We start from the raw sequence: 23,772 nt of genomic DNA, 5'->3' as shown, positions 1-23,772 counted from the left end.
TTTATCAAACGAGAAAAGAGGCGATCATCATGCAAAAAAGAAATACGTTTCAAACAATCATTCTATTAGTGGTAGGTTTCGTCGTAGCTAGCTTTGTCCTCAATCTATTCGTTGGCGTGATCAGTGGTTTATTATGGTTAGGTATTAAATTGTTGATTCCAGTAGCCATTGCGATTTGGTTAGTCCGTTGGATCACTCGCACCACGCAACAAAGAAAATACTACTAATACTATTTTCCTAAATGAAAAACAAAAAGAGGCAGAAAATTTCTGCCTCTTTTTTTACTTCTTTTAAATGATATATCATTTAACCTAATGCTACATCTAAGATCATCATGATAATAAAACCAGTCATAACACCAAAAACTGCATAGTGTCGTTTACTTGAAAGTGTTTGTTGCGCTTCAGGAATCAGTTCTTCCACGACGACGTAAATCATTGCACCCGCAGCAAAAGCTAAGGCATAAGGCAGTAAGACTGCAACTTTTGTCACTAAGATTGCCCCGATGACTCCAGCAATCGGTTCAACCACTCCTGAAGCTTGCCCATAGACAAAGGCTTTTGTTCGACTTAATCCTTCTTGTCGGAGAGGAATCGAAACAGCCGCACCTTCTGGAAAGTTTTGAATACCAATCCCTAACGCAACAGAGATCGCTGCTAGCACCGCAGTCGTTGGATTATCTGCAGTTGCCGCTGCACCAAATGCAACACCTACTGCTAAACCTTCTGGAATATTATGCAAGGTAATGGAAAAGACAAGCAAAATCGTGCGTTTTAAATGTGTTGGTAAGCCTTCTTTTTCGTGTGCTGGACCAAAATGCATGTGTGGTAAGGTTTTGTCGGCAATGTATAAAAATAATCCCCCTAGCCCAAAACCAATACTCACCACAAGCCAAGCAATATCACCATTTTCTTCTGCTTTTGTGATTGCCGGATCTAATAAAGACCAAAAACTGGCGGCGATCATCACACCCGAAGCGAAACCTAACATCAAATTGAGTACATCTTTTTTGATTTCTTTAAAGAAAAAAACTAAGCCAGCCCCAAGCGCAGTCATAAAATAAGTAAACGCCGTACCCGTCAACGCTTGCTGCCAAGGTTCTAGCTTCAGTAACCAATCAACCATACAATTCCCCTTTCACCTTTTTATTCTTACTCTAGCATATTGCCAAAAATGTGACTACTATTCTACTATTAATCTGATGATCCTTTATTCTAAGCGGTTATCCCCTCACGTTTTTCCAATCATTCCCAAACCACTTATGGTAAAGATCATCAACGACTTGAACATTTGTAATCGTCATGTTTGGATCGACCACCGTATCTTGCTTCTTACCTGAGGAAAGTAAATCGGCGACATGACGGATCTCAAAGACAAATTCACTATCCATTGGAAAATCTTTTGTTAACACTTTTCCGTTGTTCATCTGGATCGTATAATGGTCTGTTTTCCAATAGTTAGGGATGATGATCGTGCCTTTTTCTCCAACGATGGTATACGTACTAGTAAAATCCATTTTTGTCGTAAGGAATAAACTGATGAAAAGGTCTTTCTTCTTCAGGTTGACCATACACTCTTCATCCGTCAGACCTTCTCCATGTTCTACACATAAGCCGTTATATTCATCAAATCCTGTACCAAATAAATATTGACTGACACTTAATGGGTAAGAGGCGTTGGAAATCAATACGCCACCTCCTTGTTCCATCTTCCAAAACCAAGGGATTTTTTCAGAACCCGGTCGAGCATCACGAATATCGACTAATTTTACTTGACCGATTTTTTCTGATCCAATGGTTTTTTTTACGTCTTCGATCGCAGGTAGAAATAGGGCTTTTTGTGCTTCCATGAGAAAAACCTTGTGCTCCTTAGCCAAGGCATAGAGTTCTTGTGCTTGCTCCGAATGTAGCGTAAAAGGCTTCTCTAAAAGCACATGTTTCTTTGCTTGGATCGCGGCTTTCGCGGCTGAAAAATGCAAGTGATTGATCAATGGAATATAAATCAGTTCTATCTCGTTGTCAGAAAGTAACGCTTCGTAACTGCCATACGCTTTTGGAATGCCTAACTCTGTGGCTAACTGTTGCGCCTTTTCTAAGCGACGTGTCGCAATCGCTACAGCTTGTGCCACGCCACTTTCTTTGATCCCCTCCACAACACGTGGCACGATCGAAGCACCGCTCATAATACCGATTTTCAGCATACTCTTCCTCCTAACATTTTGAATCCACTATAACATAGTTTCACACATTACTGGCACTTCACTCTACTTGGTTGAAAGTCGCTTTAGTTGGGCTTTTGATAAGGAAGATTTATACTTTAGACAATAAATATAATTTGTTTTTTTAGGGAGTGGATCAAAATGTCAACGATAAATGCCGGTATTGCCATGGTAAAAGTGCTTGAAAGCTGGGGAGTTGATCATATTTATGGGATTCCGGGTGGTTCGTTCAATTCCATTATGGATGCGTTGTACCATGAAAAAGACCAAATCGATTATATCCAAGTACGTCATGAAGAAGTAGGCGCGTTAGCTGCCGCAGCGGATGCCAAATTAACAGGAAAAGTCGGAGCTGTCTTTGGCTCAGCTGGTCCTGGAGCCACTCATTTGATCAACGGACTTTACGATGCTCAAATGGATCACGTCCCAGTTGTCGCCCTTTTAGGGCAAGTGGCTTCGACTTCTATGAATTATACTGCCTTTCAAGAATTAAATGAAAATCCAATTTTCGCTGATGTTAGTGTTTATAATCGGACAGTCATGACACCTGAAAGTTTACCTTATGTCGTTGATGAAGCGATCAAGGCAGCTTATGCACATCAAGGAGTCGCTGTTGTGACGATCCCAGTTGATTTTGGTTTTGAAGAAATCGAGTGGCAGGATGTTTCTAATGCTTCTACGTACAAAACAGGGGTGATCCTCCCTGAGATTGAAGACGTGAAAGCAGCCCTTCCTTATCTCGAACAAGCTCAAAAACCTGTCTTGTTCATCGGTCAAGGTGTTCGTCATGGCTATGATCAGATCAAGAAATTTACCGAATATTTCAAAATGCCCGTGGTTGCCTCTGTTTTAGCAAAAGGAATCGTGCCAGATGAAGACAAAAATTTTCTTGGATTTGCAGGTCGGGTAGCGACAAAACCTGCGAATGAAGCATTAGCAGAAGCCGATTTGATTTTATTTGTAGGAAGTGACTTTCCTTTTGGGCGAACCTTTTTCAATCCAGAAGCTGCTTTTATCCAAGTCGATATTGATGCCGCCAAATTCGGCCGCCGTCATCATACCGATTTAGCTATTTTAGGGGATGGTAAAACAACGTTAGAAAAACTGATTGAATTGGGGAACGAACGCACAGAAGATGCTTGGTATCTAGCCAATCAAGAAAATCTTCGCAATTGGCGGCGTTGGTTAACGTCCTTTGAAGAACCCACGGAGAAATCGATTCGACCAGAAGCGGTCTATAAAGAAATCAACCGAATTGCCGAACGTGATGCTATTTTTGTGACAGATGTTGGAAATACGACCATTCATTCGATTCGTTTACTGAACATGACTGGTGAGCAGTTACACACTACTTCGGGTTGGTTTGCGACGATGGGAAATGGTATACCCGGCGGAATCGCCGCTAAATTAAGCTTTCCGGAGAGACAAGTCTTTACTTTGAGCGGAGACGGCGGTTTTGCCATGGTGATGCAAGATATCTTGACTCAAGTCAGCTATCAGTTGCCAATCATCAATGTCGTTTTCTCAAATGATTCATTCGGATTTATCGAAGCAGAACAAGAAGATACTGAACAACAAAAATTTGGTGTTTCCCTTGAACAAGCTGATTTTGGGAAAGCCTGCGAAGCCTTAGGTGCCGATGGCTTCACGATCACACACTACGAACAATTACGCCCTGCCTTAGATGCTGCGGCGAAATCTGATCGACCAGTCGTGATCGACGTCAAGATCCCCAACAAACGGCCCTTACCTGTCGAAGACTTACACTTAGACCCAAGAAAGTATAGCGAAGAAGAAATTGAGCGCTTCAAAGAAAAATACGAAGTACATGATATGCCGGTGCTTCATGAAATATATACGCATCATCTTTCTAAACAGTTGTAAAAGTCCAGTAAACCACAACTTAGTGAGAAAAGATCCACCTCAAATTGATAGGATTTGAGGTGGATCTTTTTCAAATTTCATACACTTATTTTATTACTAATCATCTAAACGCATAAACGATCTGATTGATCCCAACGACCATAAAATAAAATCCAACTAAAAAACTTAGCGTCAACGCAGAGGATAAAGGATTGAATAATAAAATAATACCTAGTAAGATACCCAATACATTGATGACCACTGTAAACCAATAATGTCCTTCGCTTATTCCTCTGAATAAATCAGCAGTAAATAAAGCCAAAACAGAATCAATAATAAACCAAACAGCGAAGACAAATGGTAGTGCAACTACCCCCGCACCAATATTGAAAATGAAAAAGATCCCAATCAATAAATCAATGATCCCAATCACTATCGGCATCTTCCCTTTATATCCTGTCAGTTCTTTTACTCGACTACGTAGAAATAACTCAAATAATCCTTTTAGGATCGCAAAAATAGCAAATACAATAACGATAGCAACTAAGTTACCTACTGGATCGCGAAAAGAAATCAAGGAAACTAAAACAAATAGTATCCCCAAAATAAGTGAACCCCAATCAATTTTTCTACTTTCTTTCATTTTAATCCCTACTTTCTTCTAATCTATTTCTATCTTACGCCCCCATTTAAATAACTTCAAAAATTTAGCATTTATGAAAATGCTTTAGTTGTAAAAAAACGGTTTATCTCTTTTCTTCTTTTGATTGTTTCACGTGAAACGTAAAGAATTACTGATTTCCTTGAAACTTTCAACATTCCCCTATATAATTCTAGAAGACTTGGCAAATATTATAAACATAAAGTGAGGAAAAAAATTGATTACTGTAAATGATGTAAGTTTGCACTTTTCAGATCGCAAACTATTTGATGATGTTAATATAAAATTCACTCCCGGCAATTGTTATGGCTTAATTGGAGCAAATGGCGCAGGTAAATCAACATTCCTTAAAGTATTATCAGGTGACTTGCAACCTTCAACAGGCTCTGTCACATTAGGTCCAGATGAACGTATGGCTGTTTTGAAACAAAACCACTATGACTATGAAGAATATACTGTGATGGAAACAGTAATCATGGGTCATAAACGTTTATATGAAGTAATGAAAGAAAAAGATGCCATCTATATGAAAGAAGATTTCACAGATGAAGATGGGATTCGTGCGGCAGAATTAGAAGGCGAATTTGCAGAATTAAACGGATGGGAAGCAGAACCAGAAGCAGCCGTTTTACTCCAAGGATTAAATATTCCTGAAGAGTTGCATCATCAATTGATGAGCGAACTAACTGGTGGCCAAAAAGTGAAAGTGTTGCTTGCACAAACGCTATTCGGTAAACCAGATGTTTTACTTTTAGATGAGCCGACAAACGGACTAGATATCCAATCGATCAACTGGTTAGAAGAATTTTTGATCGAATTTGAGAATACAGTGATCGTTGTTTCCCATGACCGTCATTTCTTGAATAAAGTATGTACCCACATGGCAGATTTAGACTTTGGAAAAATCAAGCTTTATGTAGGAAACTACGATTTCTGGTTAGAATCAAGCCAATTAGCAACTAAGTTACAAGCAAACGCCAATGCGAAAAAAGAAGAACAAATCAAAGAATTACAAGACTTTATCGCACGTTTCAGTGCAAATGCGTCAAAATCAAAACAAGCGACATCCCGTAAAAAAATGTTAGAAAAAATCACATTGGATGATATCCAACCTTCTTCACGTCGCTATCCTTTCGTTGGATTCAAACCAGAGCGTGAAATTGGAAATGACTTACTACAGGTAGAAAACGTTAGTGTGACAATAGATGGTAAAAAGATTTTAAATGATATATCATTTACATTAAACAAAGAAGACAAGGTAGCATTCGTTGCCGAAAACGATATAACAACTACAACGCTATTTAAAGTTATCATGGGCGATCTAACACCTGATACCGGTACTGTCCGTTGGGGTGTAACAACTAGCAATGCTTATCTACCAAAGGATACAACGAAGGAATTCGATACGGACTTAACGATTCTTGATTGGTTACGTCAATATGCAAGTAAAGAAGAAGACGACAATACGTTCTTACGTAGCTTCTTAGGTCGTATGTTGTTTTCTGGAGAGGAAGTACTAAAACCCGTGAATGTTCTTTCTGGGGGCGAAAAAGTGCGTTGCATGCTTTCTAAATTGATGCTTTCAAAAGCAAACGTCCTTGTCTTAGACGACCCAACGAATCATTTAGATTTAGAATCAATTACTGCATTGAATGATGGTTTGATGGCATTTTCAGGTTCGATCCTATTTGCTTCTCATGACCACCAATTCATCCAAACGTTAGCAAATCGTATCATTGCTGTTTCTGATAAAGGCGTGATCGATCGTGCAGATACGACATATGATGAATTCTTAGAGAACAAAGACATCCAAAAACAATTAGAACAATTGTGGAACTAAATATTCCAAAAATAACTATAAAAACAGCTGTACAACGTGAGTAGTCTTACGTTGTACAGCTGTTTTTCTTTTTTATCGACTTACACCCATTGAAAAGATGGCGATACACCCATAGCCTGTATGACTGGCGATCGTTGGTCCTAAGGGATAGAGTTTGATTTCTTTTGTTTTGATATTTTCTTCTAATAATTTTTTGGCTTTCTCAGCACTTTCTAGGTCTCCGGCATAAGCGATATACACCGTTTGTTCCAATGGAGCTACGATCGTTTTGACCGTTTCCTCCACGATTTTCTGAATGGATTTGTTTCTACCACGCACTTTATCGACATTCTTCAAATGACCACTTGGTTCAACGGTAATGATCGGCTTCACGCTTAACAGACTACCAATAGCAGCACTTGCTTTAGAGATGCGTCCTCCACGTTCTAAATGTTTTAAATCATCAACGGTTACCCAAGAATGAACTTTTAGGTAATTATTTTGTAACCAAGCCAATGTTTCTTCCAAAGAATAACCCGATTCTTTCAAACGAACAGCTTCTAATACAAGTAGTCCTTCCCCGATACTTGCGGCTTTCGTATCAAACACATGAACTTGCGGGTCCTCATAGGTTTCTTTCAATAATTCGACTGCTTGTAAGGCACTGCTGTAAGAACCACTCATGCCACTCGAAAAAGCAACGTACAAGACTGGGATACCTTTCTCCACATAGCTACGGAAGAACTCCAAATAGCGACCCACATTGATTTGTGAGGTCGTAGGCATTGCTCCTTCACGTAACTGTTGGATGTACCCTTCATAATCAAATGTTTTTCCCAGATCATCGATTCGTATTTCCTCACCAATCTGGATCTCCATGGATAAAAAATCAACATTTGCATTTGCCAACACTTGATAGGGCAGATCGCAACATGAATCTGTGACTATTTGATACATTCGTTCCAACTCCTTTTTTTCTCCACTTTTCATCGCAGTCTATTATAGCAAACTCCTTTAATTTTAAATAACTTCAGCTCTTATATTCGTTGTACTTGGTACAAGCCAATCAAGCGAACGCTTAAATGAACACGATCAGTCTAAAACAAAAGTCACATTCATTTTTGTGTGTCGCCCTAAAACCGATAAATAATGGCAATAGGAGTAATCTCTTGGGAAATAAAGCGACAACCACAAAAATTAGAAAAACAATTTTCGTGGTTGTCGCCGTATTTCTCGAGGCTAAACACTTCTGTCCCGATTTCATTTATTTCTCGTGATTTCAGTGGTCCACTCATTCTTAAAGAATGTTCCTGTTAGCGAATCATCACTGAAAGGCTTAGATTTGCGCCCACACGCTTTCTAAGATATTTGTTTGGTTTCGGTCAGGACCTACTGAAAATGTTGAAATACGCACGCCTACAAGCTCTGAGATACGTCTTACATAGTTACGAGCATTTTCTGGTAATTCAGCTAGTGTGCGACAAGCAGTAATGTCTTCTGACCAACCTGGCAATTCTTCGTAGATTGGTTTGCAACGGTTCAATTCTTTCAAACTCGCTGGATAATGATAGATTCGTTCACCGTCTAATTCGTATGCTGTACAGATTTTCACTGTTTCCAAACCGCTCAAGACATCGATCGAATTCAATGATAGATTCGTGATACCTGACACACGTTTTGAGTGACGCATCACGACTGTATCAAACCAGCCGACACGACGTGGACGTCCAGTCGTTGTACCATATTCGCGACCGACTTCACGAATTTGTTGACCGGTTTCATCAAACAATTCAGTAGGGAATGGGCCATCTCCCACACGTGAAGTGTAAGCTTTACATACACCGACCACTTTATTGATTTTTGAAGGTCCGACACCACTACCGATCGTCACACCACCAGCCACTGGATTTGATGAGGTAACAAACGGATACGTTCCTTGATCGATATCCAACATCACACCTTGTGCGCCTTCAAATAAAACACGTTTTCCTGCATCTAACGCATCATTTAAGATAACTGATGTATCCGTCACGTATTGTTTGATTTGTTGTCCATATTCGTAGTATTCTTCAAAGATTTCTTCAAATTCAATTGGCTCTGAATCGAACATTTTCACAAATTGACGGTTTTTATCGTCTAGATTCACTCGTAAACGCTCTTCAAAAATTTCTTTATCTAATAAATCGGCTACACGGATACCGACACGAGCGGCTTTGTCCATATAAGCAGGGCCAATCCCTTTGATGGTCGTACCGATTTTATTTTCTCCTTTTGCATCTTCTTGCAATTGGTCTAATTTGATATGATACGGTAAAATCACATGCGCACGATCAGAAATACGTAAATTATCTGTCGTCACATTTTTTTCATGTAAATAAGCCAATTCTTTGACTAAAGATTTCGGATTGACTACTACACCATTCCCGATCACGCTGATTTTATCTTTGTAAAAAATCCCCGAAGGAATCAAGTGCAGTTTATACGTAACACCATCGAATTTAATTGTGTGTCCCGCATTGTCGCCACCTTGGTACCGTGCGATCACTTCAGCATTTTCACTAAGAAAGTCAGTAATTTTTCCTTTCCCTTCGTCGCCCCATTGTGTACCCACTACTACTACAGATGACATTTGAACACCTCATTTAATATTATTTAATCCTGAATTATTGTAACAATACTTCAAACTTTATTCAACTAAAATCGAATGATATTTAATATATTTTAGAGAAAACGTTTAAAAAGCGAACATTATAATTTTCTATGTTCCATTGGTTACTAACAAGTAGGCGCCTGACCTGACTAAGTTTGAAAAACCATCTTCGGACATTCGTCCTCTCGCACCACCAAAAATCGAATAAACGGTGGGAATAGAAATAACCTCTTTGAAAAATAAAGCGCCAGCCACAAAAATTTGAAGAACAATTTTCGTGGCTGGCACCTTATTTCTCGAGGCTAAACACTTCTGTCCCGACCTCGATGTTTGAGTTATTCAGATTTATTCGTCCTAATATTCTTCTCGCGGAGAAAGCGAGGAAAATTTATTGTATTCTTTGATAAAGAGCAATTCGACCGTTCCCCTTGCTCCACTCCGGTTTTTTTCAATGATGACTTCGATCACATTATCGTTTTGTGGTTCTGGCGCATCACCATCTTCGCCACCTTCACGTTCGTAGTAATCATCACGATATAAGAATGCCACGATATCCGCATCCTGCTCAATCGAACCAGACTCACGGATATCACTTAAGACAGGTCGTTTATCTTGGCGTTGTTCCACTCCACGAGAAAGCTGGGAAAGAGCAATGACGGGAACTTTTAATTCTTTCGCTAGTTTTTTCAATTGACGTGAGATATCGGATACTTCTTGTTGACGGTTTTCTTTCCCATTTCCTTCGATCAACTGCAAGTAATCGATGAGTATCAAGCCTAGATTTCCTTTTTCTTGTGCAAGTTTCCGACATTTTGCTCGTATCTCAGAGATTTTGATCCCTGGTGTATCATCAATAAAGATATTTGCTTTCGATAAACTACCCATCGCAACAATCAAATTGGACCATTCTTCTTCGGACAGCTGTCCCGTACGTAAGTGACTCGCTTCAATCGAACCTTCCGCACAAAGCATCCGGTTGACCAGTGATTCTGCCCCCATCTCTAGACTGAAGATCGCTACAGAACGATCCGTTTTTGTACCAACATTTTGGGCAATATTCAAGGCAAAGGCTGTTTTCCCTACTGCCGGACGTGCAGCCAAAATAATCAGCTCTTCTGCTTGGAAGCCAGCAGTCATTTTATCTAATCCTTGGTAACCAGTTGGCAAACCTGTGATCTCTTCATTGTTTTGCGCGAGTTGGTCAATATTTTCAATCGTAGAATTCAAGACTTCCGCAATAGATAAGAACCCGCTACGGTTACGTTTTTCTGATACTTCAAGGATGCTACGTTCCGCATCATCTAAGATGGATTGGACTTCTTCTCCTTGTTCAAATCCTCTAGTCACGATCCCTGTTGCTGTTTGGATCAAATTACGGAGCAATGATTTTTCTTCCACGATTTTTGCGTAGTAGACAATGTTCGCTGCCGTTGGTACAGCTAAAGCTAAATCAGATAAGTAACTGACTCCACCAGCATCTTCCAAGAGATTTCGTTGCTCCAAACGATCTTTGACGGTCACGACATCAATCGCTTCACTACGGTCATTCAATTCGATCATGATTTCAAAAATGATTTGATGTCCCCGACGATAAAAATCTTTCGGTTCTATGTACTCCATGGCATCGATGATCGTTTCAGCGTCTAGAAAAACAGAACCTAGAACCGCTTGTTCAGCTTCAATATTTTGCGGTGGAATTCGATCCTGCCACACTTCACTCATATTCTATCGCTCCTTGCTTTCAATTGCTTCATTTTACAAGAAAATGGCAGAAAAGTCATCCCTAAAATGAACATCTGTTCCAAAAGCTCTTCCTTCGAAAATAGGCCGCAAAAGTCAAAAATAATCGAAAGCGATTTTTGTCCTCTGCGGCTGATTTATCGAAGTGATTTCGTCACATGTTCTTTTCGTTTATTCAGAGACAACGTGTACCTTGATCGTTGCAGTTACTTCATGGTGTAGTTTCACAGGTACGTTGGTATAGCCTAACGTACGAATTGGGTTGTTCAACTCAATTTTACGTTTGTCTAATTTTACTTTGTATTGCTTATTCAAGCCTTCAGCGATTTGTTTCGATGGGATCGAGCCAAATAAACGGCTATCTTCTCCTGCTTTGGCTTTTAATTCCACGACTGTTTCTTCTTTTTCAAGAAATTCTTTTAATTTTTTGGCTTCTTCAAGAATTTCTGCTTCTTGTTTTTCTTGGGCTTTTTTCTGTCCTTCTAACTGACTGATGCTGCTTTTATTTGCTTCTTTTGCCAGATTGTTTTTGATCAAATAATTTTGCGCATAGCCTGTAGGAACTTCCTTGACATCGCCTTTTTTGCCTTTGCCTTTAACATCTTGTAAGAAAATGACTTTCATCTCATCTACTCCTTTTTATATAATTGATTCATATTTTCTTGGATAGCAGCGAGCAGTTGTTGTTTTGCTTCTTCTACAGTCACATTTTCCAGTTGTGTTGCCGCATTGGTGAAATGTCCGCCACCGCCTAAGGATTCCATGATCAATTGGACATTGATCGTTCCTGTGCTGCGGGCACTGATACCAACTAAGCCATCCGTCCGTTTCGTAATGACGAAAGCGCCATTGATATTGACCATTGAGAGCAACGTATCTGCTGTTTTTGCTGCGATAACACTATTATACTCTTTTTCATCCGTCCCTGCTGCCACCACAATATCCTCCGTCACTTGTTCATTGTGGGCGATCAAGTGGCTGATTTCTAAATAAGTGGCTAAATCAGAGCTCAATAAATATTGTACTAAGGATGCGTCCGCACTACAAGTCTTTAAATAGCTTGCAACATCAAACGTACGTGCTGTCGTTCGCACATTGAAGTTATTCGTATCAACGGTCATGCCAGCTAACAACAACGTCGCCTCTAAACGGCTGATCCGATTGGTTCGGCTACTTTGGTATTGGATTAATTCTGTGACTAATTCAGAGGCAGAAGACGCAGAAGATTCAATATACGTTAAGAGCGGTTTGCTTGGAAACTCTTCGCCTCGACGATGATGGTCAATGATCACGATCTTATCAAATTGCTCGTAAAGGCTCTGAGAGATCGATAGCGATGGTTTATGGTAATCGACCATTACGAGTAGATCCTTGTCTTTCTTAAGCTCCATTGCGCGTTCTGGCGTAATCAATTGCATCTCCAACTCTGGTTCTTTATGGATTTCTGTTAAACAGCGTTCCACATCTGGAATGATTTCTTTTTCATCGATGACGATATAGGCTTTTTTCTGATTGAAGCGCGCCAGACAACTGACTCCAACGGCTGAACCGATAGCGTCCATATCAGGGAAGCGATGCCCCATAATAAATACATCGCCTGTTTCATCAAAAATTTTGCGTAAAGCAGTACTCATCGCCCGTGAACGAACGCGCGTACGTTTGATGGTCGTTGCTGATTTCCCACCATAGTAAGTAGGTTTCGCTCCTTCACGAACTTCTTTCACCACGACCTGATCCCCACCACGAACCAAAGCGATATCTAAGTTATTTTGAGCTTCGCTACCGATTTCTTCTAGTGTTTGTTGTCCATAGGCAATTCCCATACTAAGGGTCAACGGATGGTTTTGTCTTTCAGCTTCTGCTCGTAAGCGATCTAAGAGATCAAATTTCTTATCCATCATTTTCTTTAAGTCACTCATCTGTCCAAAAAAGAAAAAGCGCTCTGAATTGATTCGTTTAAAAAACACATGATATTCATTCATCCAGTCAGAAATCAGTGTCGTAATGAAGGAGTTCAAATAAGAAACTTCTTTTTCATCCAATTTATCGACCGTATCTGCATAGTTATCGATTGAAAGAATCCCGATGATTGGCTGGCTATTCACTTGATGGATCTTCAGTAGTTGGTTCTGGGTCACGTCAATAAAATAAACGACCCCTTTCACCGTATCCAATTCAAATTGAAACGTTTTGTCAGCTAAATAGACTTGATTTTTCTTTTTTTCTTTTGCTGAAAAAAAAGTTTCTAACAAGTCTGCTTCCAATAAAGAGCTTTGGTCTTTCACATTCAATGCGAAAGGATTCAGCCAATCAATGGTTTGTGTCGCTGGTTGGTAAGAGATGATTCCGACTGGCATGATCTCAGAAACATAATTCAAATTGGATTCCGCAACTGTGGAAGCTTGTTGGATCTTATCACGATTCCTTAGAGTCAACCACCGTTTCATCTTTAAACCATAACGAATACAAAATAGATTCACGATCAGGATGAACAACGCACTGATCAAGCGAAATGGCATCAATAATACAACCAAAACTTCTGCAAGGATCAATAAAAGAATGAGCAGAGGGCTCGGGCTTACTTTTATTTTTTCTTTATCCATGTCTTTCCTCCCGTAACTGATTAGCCTAATTTTACCATAACTCATGTCATGTAAGCGACTAAACACCTAAATGGAACAAAAAGAGGAAGTCACGACAGTAGTCATAACTTCCTCTGTAATGGTTTGAAACGATTGGGTATTCCTACAGAATCATTCCTAAAGCGAATTATTCTTCGCCAACGAATGGTAGTAATCCCATGATACGTGCGCGTTTGATTGCAATCGTAATTTTACGTTGGTTTTTAGCGCCTGTACCTGTTACACGACGTGGCAAAATTTTACCACGTTCTGAGATAAATCTTTTTAGTAATTCGATATCTTTATAATCGATATATTCAATATGGTTAGCAGCGATGTAGTCTACTTTACGACGTTTACGTCCGCCTCTTCTTTGTTGTGCCATTCTATTTCCCTCCTATCAAATTCGTTTAGAATGGTAAATCATCGTCTGAAATGTCGATCGTTGAGCTTGATCCGAATGGATCAGAAGAATCACGATCAAAATCAGGCATACCGTTGGATGATTGAGATGTTTGATTATAGTTATTGTTTCCGCCGTTTCCGCCAAAATTATTTGCCGATTGACCAGTGTCTTGGTAGCCACCGCTTTGTTGACGGTTTTCAGATGCTGCACGACTTTCCAATAATTGGAAGTTTTCAGCAACTACTTCTGTTACGTACACACGTTGTCCTTGTTGATTATCATAAGAACGCGTTTGAATACGACCAGTTACACCTAAAAGTGTTCCTTTATGTGCATAGTTTGCTAGTGTTTCTGCTGATTTTCGCCAAATCACACAATTAATAAAATCCGCCTCACGGTTGCCGTTTTGGCTCGTGAAGTTACGATTGACAGCTAAAGTGAACGTTGCTACAGCAGTGCCACTTGATGTATATCGTAAATCTGGATCTTTTGTCAGACGTCCAACTAGTACAACGTTATTAATCAAAATGGTCATCTCCTCTCATCGTTTGATTGTTCCATGTGAAACAATAATTAAGCTTCTTCTTTTACGATCATGTGACGAACGATATCGTCATTGATTTTAGCAAGACGATCAAACTCGTTGATTGCATCTGCTGATGATGGAGAAGATACTTTAACGATGTGATAGATACCTTCACGGTAACCGTTCATTTCGTATGCTAAACGGCGTTTTTCCCAATCTTTTGATTCGATAACTTCAGCTCCGTTATCTTTCAAGATTGAATCGAAACGTTCGATTAAAGCAGTTTTTGCTTCTTCATCAATGTTTGGACGAATAATATACATGATTTCATATTTCGTGTTTTCCATTGATTTTTCACCTCCCTATGGACTTTCGGCTCTCAGCTTTCCCAAGAGCAAGGAGAGTTTTCTAATAAATTAGACTACTCACAATCCTCAATTATACACGCAATGCACTAAAAAAGCAAGCTGCTGTTCTTTGTTTTCCAAATTTTTTCTTTTGAGACGACCAAAAACTCCCAAAGATAGTTTTACCTATTCTTGGGAGTTTTGATTTTAGACGTTCACTTTTGCTTTACGCCTATTTCTATTCTTCTGTATGATCTGTTTCCACATCAACTGTCTCTGCTTCGACAGTCGTTTCTTCCGCAGGTTCTGGTTCTACTGCTGCCATGGTCACCACTTTCGTTTCTGCTTCCATCTTGATCAAGCGCACGCCTAGCGTTGCCCGACCTGTCTGAGAAACCGTTGAAACGTTGAAGCGGATGATGACACCTTTGTCTGTGATCAACATAATATCTTCTTCGCCTGTCACCGTCGTCAATCCAGCTAATGGACCATTTTTCTCAGTGATATTCGCAGTTTTGATCCCTTTACCCCCACGTCCTTTGACAGGGTACTCAGAAACCTTGGTACGTTTTCCATAACCTTTTTCTGTGATGATCAAGACTTCATGATCCTCATTCATCAAGGCTGCTCCAACGACGTAATCGTCTTCTCTCAAACGAACCCCACGAACCCCAGAGGCTGTACGTCCCATATCACGAACGGCATCTTCTGCAAAAGTCACAGAATAGCCATCGTGTGTACCAATGATGATGTTTGATTGGCCATCAGTCAATAAGACGTTGACCAATTCATCATTTTCTTTCAAGCCAATCGCAATCAACCCATTGCTACGGATATTGGCAAAAGCAGTGACAGTCGTACGTTTGACTGTTCCTTGGCGTGTAGTAAAGAACAAGTAATGCCCTTCCTCTGCTTCACCAGTTACTGCGATGATGGCTTGGATCTTCTCACTTGAATCAATGCCCAGTAAGTTGATGATCGGAATCCCTTTTGCTGTACGTCCGTACTCTGGGATCTCGTATCCTTTCGCACGATACACTTTTCCGTTATTAGTAAAGAACAGCAATGTATCATGTGTGGAGCAAGAAACAAGATTTTTCACGAAATCATCGTTATGAACACCCATTCCTTGGATGCCTCGACCTCCACGACGTTGTGCGCGGAATTCGTTGTTGGCTAAACGTTTGATATAGCCATTATTCGTCAATGTGATCACGATTTCTTCTTCTTCGATTAAATCTTCGTCTTCTAAACTCAAGACTTCACCGACCAGTAATTCTGTACGACGTTTGTCGCCAAATCGTTGACTCAATTCAGCAAGTTCGGTTTGAATGATTTCTGTTACTCGTTCAGGGCGAGCAAGAATATCAGCTAAATCTTCAATGAGTTTCAATAATTCTTGGTATTCATTTTCGATTTTTTCTCTTTCCAAACCAGTCAAACGGCGTAAACGCATATCTAAGATTGCTTGCGATTGACGGTCAGAAAGATCGAAGCGCTCGATCATCGCGTTTTTCGCTTCTTCATCTGATTTGGACCCACGAATGATCGCGATGATTTCATCAATATGATCTAAGGCGATTCGTAGTCCTTCTAAGATATGTGCTCTTGCTTCTGCTTTATCTTTTTCAAAGACCGTACGACGTGTAATAACTTCGCGTTGGTGTTCAATATAATTTTCAAGGATCTGCTTCAAGCTTAGAACTTTCGGTACGCCTTTTTCGATTGCTAACATATTGAAACCAAATGAGTTTTGTAAGGATGTCAATTTGTAGAGATTGTTCAAAATGACAGAGGCACTCGCGTCACGACGCACATCGATCACGATACGCATTCCTTCACGAGAAGATTCATCTCTTAGATCTGTGATCCCTTCAATTCGTTTGTCACGGTGCAATTCTGAAATTCGCTCAATCAATTTCGCTTTATTGACCATATATGGCAATTCAGTGACTAAGATCCGCTCTTTTCCATTTGGCATTTCCGTGATTTCTACTTTTGCTCGAACAGTGATTGAACCTTTTCCTGTTTCATACGCTCGACGAATGCCGGATTTCCCCATGACTAATCCGCCGGTAGGAAAATCAGGCCCAGGTAAGACTTCCATCAATTCATTGGTTGTCACATCTGGATTTTCCATCAATAGATCAATCGCTGCTACAACTTCTGTCAGATTATGTGGGGGAATATTCGTCGCCATTCCGACTGCGATCCCTGTCGTACCATTGACTAGCAAGTTAGGAAAACGTGCCGGTAAGACAACTGGTTCTTTTTCCGTATCATCATAGTTGCTTTGGAAATCGACCGTATTTTTATTGATATCACGTAACATTTCTGTCGCGATCTTACTCATTCTGGCTTCAGTATAACGCATCGCAGCTGCGCCATCTCCATCAACTGACCCAAAGTTTCCATGACCATCTACTAACATGTAGCGATAGCTAAAAGGCTGCGCCATCCGAACCATTGATTCATAGATCGCACTGTCACCATGGGGATGGTATTTACCCATGACGTCCCCCACGATTCTGGCTGATTTCTTGTGTGCTTTGTCTGGTGTGACACCTAGTTCATTCATCCCATATAAAATACGGCGGTGAACTGGTTTTAATCCATCTCTAACATCTGGTAGAGCCCGAGCGACAATGACACTCATGGCGTAATCTATGAAGGAGTCTTTCATTTCGCTAGTTAGATTGACATCATGGATGTTTTCTCTGATTTCTTCACTCATTTTTCTTCCTCCTTCATGATTAAATATCTAGATTTTTAACATAGTGAGCATTTTCTTCAATGAATGCACGACGAGGTTCCACTCGATCGCCCATCAACATTTCAAATACTTCATCGGCAGCAATCGCATCATCTACACTGACACGAGCCATCATACGTTTGCTTGGGTCCATCGTCGTTTCCCATAGTTGATGATCATCCATCTCACCAAGCCCTTTGTATCGTTGAACACTTGGTTTTGGTGTTGCTGGTAGTGATTCGATGACTTTTCTCAACTCTTCTTCGGCATTTTTCCCTGGTTGGACATATGTGATTTTCTTTCCTTGTTTAACGCCATATAGCGGTGGTTGCGCGATATAAACATAGCCGGCTTCCACGATTGGGCGCATATAACGATAAAAGAGCGTCAATAGCAACGTACGAATGTGGGCACCATCGACATCGGCATCGGTCATGATGACTAATTTATGGTAACGTGCTTTGGACACGTCGAAATCTTCACCAAATCCTGTACCCATCGCTGTAAACAGTGAGCGAATTTCTTCGTTGGCTAAAATTTTATCCATACTTGCTTTTTCAACGTTCAAGATTTTCCCGCGGATCGGTAAAATCGCTTGAAATTCACGGCTTCGTCCTTGCTTTGCTGAACCACCGGCTGAATCTCCTTCGACGATGAACAATTCACTTTTTTCAGGATCATTGCTGGAACAATCGGCTAATTTACCAGGTAGATTACTGATTTCCAATGCTCCTTTTCTCCGCGTCACTTCACGCGCGCGTTTAGCCGCTAAGCGGGCTCTAGAGGCAAGTAGTCCTTTTTCGACGATCTGACGGCCCACACTTGGGTTTTCCAATAAGAATTTCATGAAATGCTCACTGAACAAACGATCAGTGACCGTACGTACTTCTGAGTTTCCTAATTTTGTTTTCGTTTGTCCTTCAAACTGAGGATCTGGATGCTTGATCGAAATGACTGCTGTCAATCCTTCACGCACATCTTCACCTGTTAAATTATCATCATTTTCTTTCATCAATTTTTGCTTACGTGCATAATCATTGATGACCCGTGTCAAAGCTGTCTTAAATCCTGATTCATGTGTTCCGCCTTCGTACGTATGGATATTGTTGGCAAAGCTCATGATATTGGAATGATAACCGTCTGTATATTGCATCGAAACTTCGACAGTGATTTCTTGTTGCTCCCCTTCTAAATAAACAGGTTCTGGGAAAATCACTGTTTTGCTCGCATTTAAATATTCGACGTAGCTTTTGATTCCACCGTCATAATGGTATTCTTTCACGACAGGCTTTTCTTCGCGACGATCTTCAATTGAGATTTTCATCCCACGATTCAAGAAAGCCAGCTCACGAATACGAGTCGCCAATTTATTAAAGTCGAAAGTTGTCGTTTCTGTAAAAATTTCTGGGTCTGGGATGAAGTGAACGGTCGTTCCACTTAAATCAGTGTCACCGATGACTTTCAAATCATCGACTACCGCCCCACGACGATATTCTTGGTAATAGATCTTGCCATCTTTGTACACTTTGACATCTAATAGTGTCGATAGTGCATTCACAACGGACGAACCAACCCCATGAAGACCACCGGATACTTTGTAGCCGCCTCCGCCAAATTTACCACCCGCATGCAAGACAGTAAACACTGTTTCTACAGCTGGACGACCGGTCTTCGCTTGGATATCGACCGGAATCCCACGACCATCATCGATGACAGTGATACTGTTGTCTTCCTCAATGATGACTTGGATCTTTGTCGCAAATCCTGCCAAGACTTCATCGATCGAATTATCGACGATTTCCCATACTAAGTGGTGAAGTCCTTCTGAACTTGTTGAACCAATGTACATCCCCGGACGTTTCCGAACGGCTTCAAGACCTTCAAGCACTTGAATCTGACTGGCATCATATTCTTTTGCGCGCTCGACTAAACTTCTTTCTTCTGTCATGTATGTTTATTCTCCTTTTATTTCTCCCTGCTGAACATAAAAAATCTCAGGTTCAACAGTCATTTTATTTTTAACGTGATCCAGGGAGGTAGTAGTTAAGAATGTCTGTACTTTCCCTTCAATCGTTTCAAGTAAATGGAGTTGACGTTGGTCGTCTAACTCACTCATTACATCATCCAGTAATAGGATCGGATACTCGCCTGTTTCTTCTTTGATCAAATCGATTTCTGCTAATTTGACACTTAATGCCGTTGTTCGCTGTTGACCTTGAGAACCAAAATTTTGCACGTTTTTTTCATTGACAAAAAAAGAAAGGTCATCTCGATGGGGACCCACAGTCGTTGTCCCTCGAAAGAGATCTTTCTTTTTGTTTTGTTCGAGCAACGTTAAAAATTGTGACTGGATCTCTTGAACTGTCATAGTGTCTAAAGAAGAGAGGGCGGTCACATATTCGATTGCCAACTGTTCTCTTTGATGCGTGATTTGTTGATGTAAAGAATTTGCCCAATATTCTAAACGCTTGATAAACTGCGCTCTTGCCTTTAGTACTTTGCTACCAAATTCTGCTAGTTGTTCAGATAAAATATCAAGATAAAGTAAATCCGTTTGTTTTTTCTCATTCAATTGCTTCAAATATTGATTTCTCTGCTTTAGGATTGCTTGATATTGGACAAGATCGTAAAGATAGATTGGATTGATCTGACCTAATTCCATATCTAAAAATTTGCGTCGGATCTGTGGGCTTCCTTTCACTAAAGAAAGATCTTCAGGAGCAAATAAAATGACATTCAATTGTCCAACATAACTACTCAACTTCTTTTGTTCGATATGATTGATCTTTGTTTTTCGTCCTTTTTTAGACAGTTGGATCTCTAACGGGATCTTAGAGGTTCCTCTTGTGATCTCCCCTTGGATCATCGACTGCTCATCGTTCCATCCAATCAACTCTTGTTCACTATTTGTACGATGACTTCTTGTCATTGCAAGCACATAAATACTTTCCAAAAGATTCGTTTTTCCTTGGGCATTTTCTCCTAAAAAAATCACGAGGTTTTTGGAAAAATCAATTTGCAATTCTTGATAGTTTCGATAATTTTTGAGGTGCAGCTTATTCAGCCTCATTATCGTTATTCCCTTTTTTTACCATAAAAAAAGTTCCTGCTTCTGGAACTTCGATCATCATACCGGGATAAAGCTTTCGTCCACGACGATTTTCTGGCTCGCCATCAACCAAAACCGTGTTTTCTGCTAAATACCATTTTGCTTGTCCACCACTGCCGATGACTGTGACTTCTTTCAGCATTTGACCCAACGTCATAAACTCAGTTTTTAGAATGACTTGTTGTTTCACTCTTCATCCCTCATTTTCATTATTAAAAGTATACTTTATTATACCCTTTTTTTCGCAAGAAAACAAATTTATCCATATATTTTTCCATATGAGCGGATTTAAATGAAAAAAGGTGATTTGAACAAAAAGAAACAGAAAGCCTTAAAATTGATTTTAGGGCCTTCTGTTTAAAATGGTTTATTTTTCAGTTTATTTTCAATTAGTATTTTAGTTTGTGCGTACTGGAGTGATCAATTGAATGAATTGTACCCCATCTTCCGTTGGTTCTAACGTAAATGGACGAATGGCAGAAATGAATTTTACTTTGATACTCATATCGCCAAATGCACGCAAAGCAGCTTTCATATAGTCCGGATTAAAGGAAATATCCAGCGGATCACCGGTGCTAGTCGTATAATTCAAGCTTTCTTCTACTTTTCCAATTTCAGGAGAATTACCGTATAGAACAACAGAATCAGGCTGGATCGACAAACGAACGATATTGTTGCGTCCTTCATGTGAGAGCAAAGAAGCACGCTCAATCGCTGCTAAAAAGCTTGGGACAGAAAATTCAACTTCGGTATTGAAACTTGAAGGAATCAAACGATTCGTATCGGGATAATTCCCTTCTAACAAGCGTGAATAAAAATACATATTTTCAGTTTTGAACAATACTTGGTTTTCCATAATACTGATTTCTACGATTTCTTCTTCATTTGTCAATGAACGTGATAATTCAGTCAAACTTTTTCCAGGAATCACGATATCGAATTGATCAGCTGATTGTTCGATCGGAATCACTCGTTGACTCAAACGATGTGAGTCAGTTGCTACTGCTAATAACGAGTTGTCTTTCAAAATGAAATGAACACCTGTAAGAATTGGGCGACTTTCATGTTGAGAAACAGCAAACACTGTTTCATTGATCAATTTGGTCAATACATGTACAGGCAATTTCATCTGGTTGTGACTTTCTACAACAGGAAGATGAGGATAATTATCCGCATCTAACCCATTCACTAAAAAATTCGCTTTCCCTGAAGTAATGGCCACTTGTTTGTTTTCTAGCACTTCTAGCGTAAAGGTTTCTTCGGGCAATCGACGAATGATTTCACTGAAGAAGCGAGCTTGTAGAACAATGGCTCCTGTTGTTTCAATTTGCATTTGCGCTTTTTCATTTTCAACAGATAGAAATGTCTCAATTGAAATATCTGCATTACTACCTGTTAAAGTCAGGCCTTCTTGATTGAGGGTGATTTTAACCCCAGTCAAAATAGGAATTGTCGTTTTACTTGAAATCGCACGCTGAACAGTTTGCAATTCTTGCATAAATGTTGCGCGGTTTAAGGTTACTTTCATTGTAGCTCTCCTTTGCCATATATTTATTTTATTATTAGTAAATAAAGTAATAAAAGTATTAGGTACTGTTGATATTGTGGAAAACTATAAAAATGCTAGAAGAGAAAAGAAAAAACAGCTGTGGAAAATATGTGCATAACTTTTGAATGATTTCTAATTTTATCCACAAGGTGTTTTTCTTTCTATCAAGCATCTTTTTAGTTTAATAGGAAATTTTTGATTTCTGATACTTCATTTTGCATGCTGACACTTGAATCGATCAGTTGCTGGATTTTTTCGTGCGCATGGATGACAGTTGTATGATCTTTTCCACCAAATTCGGCGCCGATTTTAGGAAGCGAGCTATCGGTTAATTCCCGAGCCAAGTACATAGCGATTTGACGAGGAACAACGATCGATTTGACGCGTTTCTTTCCTTTTAGATCCTTTAATTGAATATGGTAATACTTTGCAACTTCTTCTTGGATCTGCAAAATCGAGAGTTGCGGGTGACCTTTGCCAGATTTCAATGTCTTTAAAGCGTCAGCAGCTAAACTAGTTGATATATCTTCACTGTTCATCGTAGCAAATGCTTGAACACGTACAAGAGCGCCTTCTAGTTCACGAATGTTGGAATCGATTTGTCCCGCAATATAACTTAAGGTATCATCAGGGATTTCTAGGCGTTCTGCTGCGGCTTTTTTTCTCAAAATAGCTGTTCTTGTTTCAAGGTCAGGTGGCGTGATATCTACTGAAAGTCCCCAAGCAAAGCGAGAAACGAGACGTTCCTGCAATTTTGGGATTTCGTTTGGTAAACGATCACTCGTCAGGACGATTTGTTTTCCTTCATTGTAGAGCGCATTGAAGGTATGGAAAAATTCTTCTTGAGTTGCTTCTTTTTCAGCAAAAAATTGAATATCATCGACTAATAGTAAGTCGACATTTCGATATTCTTGGCGAAATTCTTCGGCCGTTTTATTTTGGATCGAATTGATAAAATCATTGGCAAACGTCTCACTGCTTACATATTTGACCTTCGCATTTGGCTGACTTAACAACATTTGATGACCAATTGCGTGCATCAAGTGAGTCTTACCAAGTCCGACACCACCATAGAAGAACAATGGATTATAAATCGAACCAGGATCTTCAGCAACGACCAAGGCAGCGGCATGAGCCATCTGGTTACCTTTTCCGATTACAAATGTATCGAAGGTATACTTAGGATTCAACATCGCTTTTTTGATTGGTGTGATTGGGGGAACTTTCATTGTTTTGATTTCTTCTACTTCTTCTTGTTCCGCTTCTTCACCGGTTACAAAACGTGGAATGATTTCTTTTCCCGTTAACATGTAGCCGACCTCAACAATCTTTGTTGCGAGATTTTTTTCCCAATATTCCTTATGGATCTTGCTTGGAACAGTCACCACTAATTGGCTTTGTTCTAAGGATTTAGGTTGTGCTGTCTCAATCCAAGTATTGTAACTTGCTGGAGACAGTTCTTTTTGATAAGTCGTTTTTAATTCAGTCCATAAAGCATCGAGGGATACCAT

Annotated in this window: 20 protein-coding genes; 3 read left to right on the top strand and 17 right to left on the bottom strand. The window is 39.9% G+C overall.

The window, feature by feature from the left end:
- Window positions 1–29: 29 nt before the first annotated feature.
- Entirely contained in the window at window positions 30–227 is a 198-nt protein-coding gene (locus IGK01_RS00100) for a hypothetical protein (protein WP_010734544.1), read from the top strand.
- 79 nt (window positions 228–306) lie between these two features.
- Here the strand turns inward: IGK01_RS00100 and IGK01_RS00095 are convergent, their stop codons facing one another.
- Window positions 307–1,125: a ZIP family metal transporter gene (locus IGK01_RS00095; RefSeq protein WP_019722681.1), complete on the bottom strand. Its 819-nt coding sequence runs from the start codon at window positions 1,123–1,125 to the stop codon at window positions 307–309.
- A gap of 97 nt (window positions 1,126–1,222) precedes the next feature.
- A complete protein-coding gene (locus IGK01_RS00090) occupies window positions 1,223–2,200 on the bottom strand; it encodes a Gfo/Idh/MocA family protein (protein WP_438840421.1) in 978 nt (325 codons plus the stop codon).
- Window positions 2,201–2,359: 159 nt separating this feature from the next.
- Here IGK01_RS00090 and spxB point away from each other — a divergent pair, with 159 nt between their 5' ends.
- Complete coding sequence (gene spxB / locus IGK01_RS00085) at window positions 2,360–4,102, top strand: pyruvate oxidase (protein ID WP_010734547.1); 1,743 nt, start codon at window positions 2,360–2,362, stop codon at window positions 4,100–4,102.
- Window positions 4,103–4,202: 100 nt separating this feature from the next.
- On the opposite strand, the gene IGK01_RS00080 is transcribed toward spxB, so the two are convergent.
- Complete coding sequence (locus IGK01_RS00080) at window positions 4,203–4,724, bottom strand: HdeD family acid-resistance protein (RefSeq protein WP_010734548.1); 522 nt, start codon at window positions 4,722–4,724, stop codon at window positions 4,203–4,205.
- 235 nt (window positions 4,725–4,959) lie between these two features.
- Between IGK01_RS00080 and IGK01_RS00075 the strand changes: the two genes are divergently transcribed.
- Window positions 4,960–6,582, top strand: a complete 1,623-nt coding sequence (locus tag IGK01_RS00075) for an ABC-F family ATP-binding cassette domain-containing protein (RefSeq protein WP_029594258.1) — start codon at window positions 4,960–4,962, stop codon at window positions 6,580–6,582.
- 72 nt (window positions 6,583–6,654) lie between these two features.
- Here the strand turns inward: IGK01_RS00075 and IGK01_RS00070 are convergent, their stop codons facing one another.
- From IGK01_RS00070 to dnaA, 14 genes are all read right to left on the bottom strand, one after another.
- On the bottom strand, window positions 6,655–7,518 hold the full coding sequence (locus IGK01_RS00070) for a DegV family protein (protein ID WP_010734550.1): 864 nt from the start codon (window positions 7,516–7,518) through the stop codon (window positions 6,655–6,657).
- Between the two features lie 379 nt (window positions 7,519–7,897).
- Window positions 7,898–9,190, bottom strand: a complete 1,293-nt coding sequence (locus tag IGK01_RS00065; protein WP_010734551.1) for an adenylosuccinate synthase — start codon at window positions 9,188–9,190, stop codon at window positions 7,898–7,900.
- Window positions 9,191–9,565: 375 nt separating this feature from the next.
- Window positions 9,566–10,933: a replicative DNA helicase gene (dnaB, locus tag IGK01_RS00060; RefSeq protein WP_010734552.1), complete on the bottom strand. Its 1,368-nt coding sequence runs from the start codon at window positions 10,931–10,933 to the stop codon at window positions 9,566–9,568.
- Window positions 10,934–11,122: 189 nt separating this feature from the next.
- Window positions 11,123–11,575 (bottom strand): 50S ribosomal protein L9, encoded by a 453-nt coding sequence (rplI, locus tag IGK01_RS00055; protein WP_010734553.1) that lies wholly within the window; start codon window positions 11,573–11,575, stop codon window positions 11,123–11,125.
- A 5-nt stretch (window positions 11,576–11,580) separates the two neighbouring features.
- Window positions 11,581–13,554 (bottom strand): DHH family phosphoesterase, encoded by a 1,974-nt coding sequence (locus IGK01_RS00050; protein WP_010734554.1) that lies wholly within the window; start codon window positions 13,552–13,554, stop codon window positions 11,581–11,583.
- Between the two features lie 166 nt (window positions 13,555–13,720).
- Window positions 13,721–13,957, bottom strand: a complete 237-nt coding sequence (rpsR, locus tag IGK01_RS00045) for a 30S ribosomal protein S18 (protein WP_010734555.1) — start codon at window positions 13,955–13,957, stop codon at window positions 13,721–13,723.
- Between the two features lie 25 nt (window positions 13,958–13,982).
- A complete protein-coding gene (gene ssb, locus IGK01_RS00040; protein ID WP_438840420.1) occupies window positions 13,983–14,504 on the bottom strand; it encodes a single-stranded DNA-binding protein in 522 nt (173 codons plus the stop codon).
- 47 nt (window positions 14,505–14,551) lie between these two features.
- Window positions 14,552–14,851, bottom strand: coding sequence for a 30S ribosomal protein S6 (rpsF, locus tag IGK01_RS00035; protein WP_019723039.1), 300 nt, complete (start codon window positions 14,849–14,851; stop codon window positions 14,552–14,554).
- Window positions 14,852–15,089: 238 nt separating this feature from the next.
- Window positions 15,090–17,585, bottom strand: coding sequence for a DNA gyrase subunit A (gyrA, locus tag IGK01_RS00030; RefSeq protein WP_023518859.1), 2,496 nt, complete (start codon window positions 17,583–17,585; stop codon window positions 15,090–15,092).
- Between the two features lie 19 nt (window positions 17,586–17,604).
- Window positions 17,605–19,551, bottom strand: coding sequence for a DNA topoisomerase (ATP-hydrolyzing) subunit B (gyrB, locus tag IGK01_RS00025; RefSeq protein ID WP_010734559.1), 1,947 nt, complete (start codon window positions 19,549–19,551; stop codon window positions 17,605–17,607).
- A gap of 6 nt (window positions 19,552–19,557) precedes the next feature.
- Window positions 19,558–20,673 (bottom strand): DNA replication/repair protein RecF, encoded by a 1,116-nt coding sequence (recF, locus tag IGK01_RS00020; RefSeq protein ID WP_010734560.1) that lies wholly within the window; start codon window positions 20,671–20,673, stop codon window positions 19,558–19,560.
- Window positions 20,660–20,902 carry a S4 domain-containing protein YaaA gene (yaaA, locus tag IGK01_RS00015; RefSeq protein ID WP_019723041.1) on the bottom strand — a complete coding sequence of 81 codons (243 nt, stop codon included), beginning with the start codon at window positions 20,900–20,902 and terminating at the stop codon, window positions 20,660–20,662. The genes recF and yaaA overlap by 14 nt, the downstream gene beginning before the upstream one ends.
- 207 nt (window positions 20,903–21,109) lie before the next feature.
- A complete protein-coding gene (gene dnaN / locus IGK01_RS00010) occupies window positions 21,110–22,240 on the bottom strand; it encodes a DNA polymerase III subunit beta (protein ID WP_023518858.1) in 1,131 nt (376 codons plus the stop codon).
- A 197-nt stretch (window positions 22,241–22,437) separates the two neighbouring features.
- Window positions 22,438–23,772: chromosomal replication initiator protein DnaA (gene dnaA / locus IGK01_RS00005; RefSeq protein ID WP_023518857.1), on the bottom strand; the 1,335-nt coding region annotated here is incomplete at its 5' end.

It is taken from the genome of Enterococcus sp. AZ080 (assembly GCF_051714945.1).
Taxonomy (GTDB): domain Bacteria; phylum Bacillota; class Bacilli; order Lactobacillales; family Enterococcaceae; genus Enterococcus_B; species Enterococcus_B pernyi.
The sequence above is the reverse complement of the archived record's forward strand: the minus strand, read 5'-3'. Positions and strand labels throughout refer to the sequence as shown.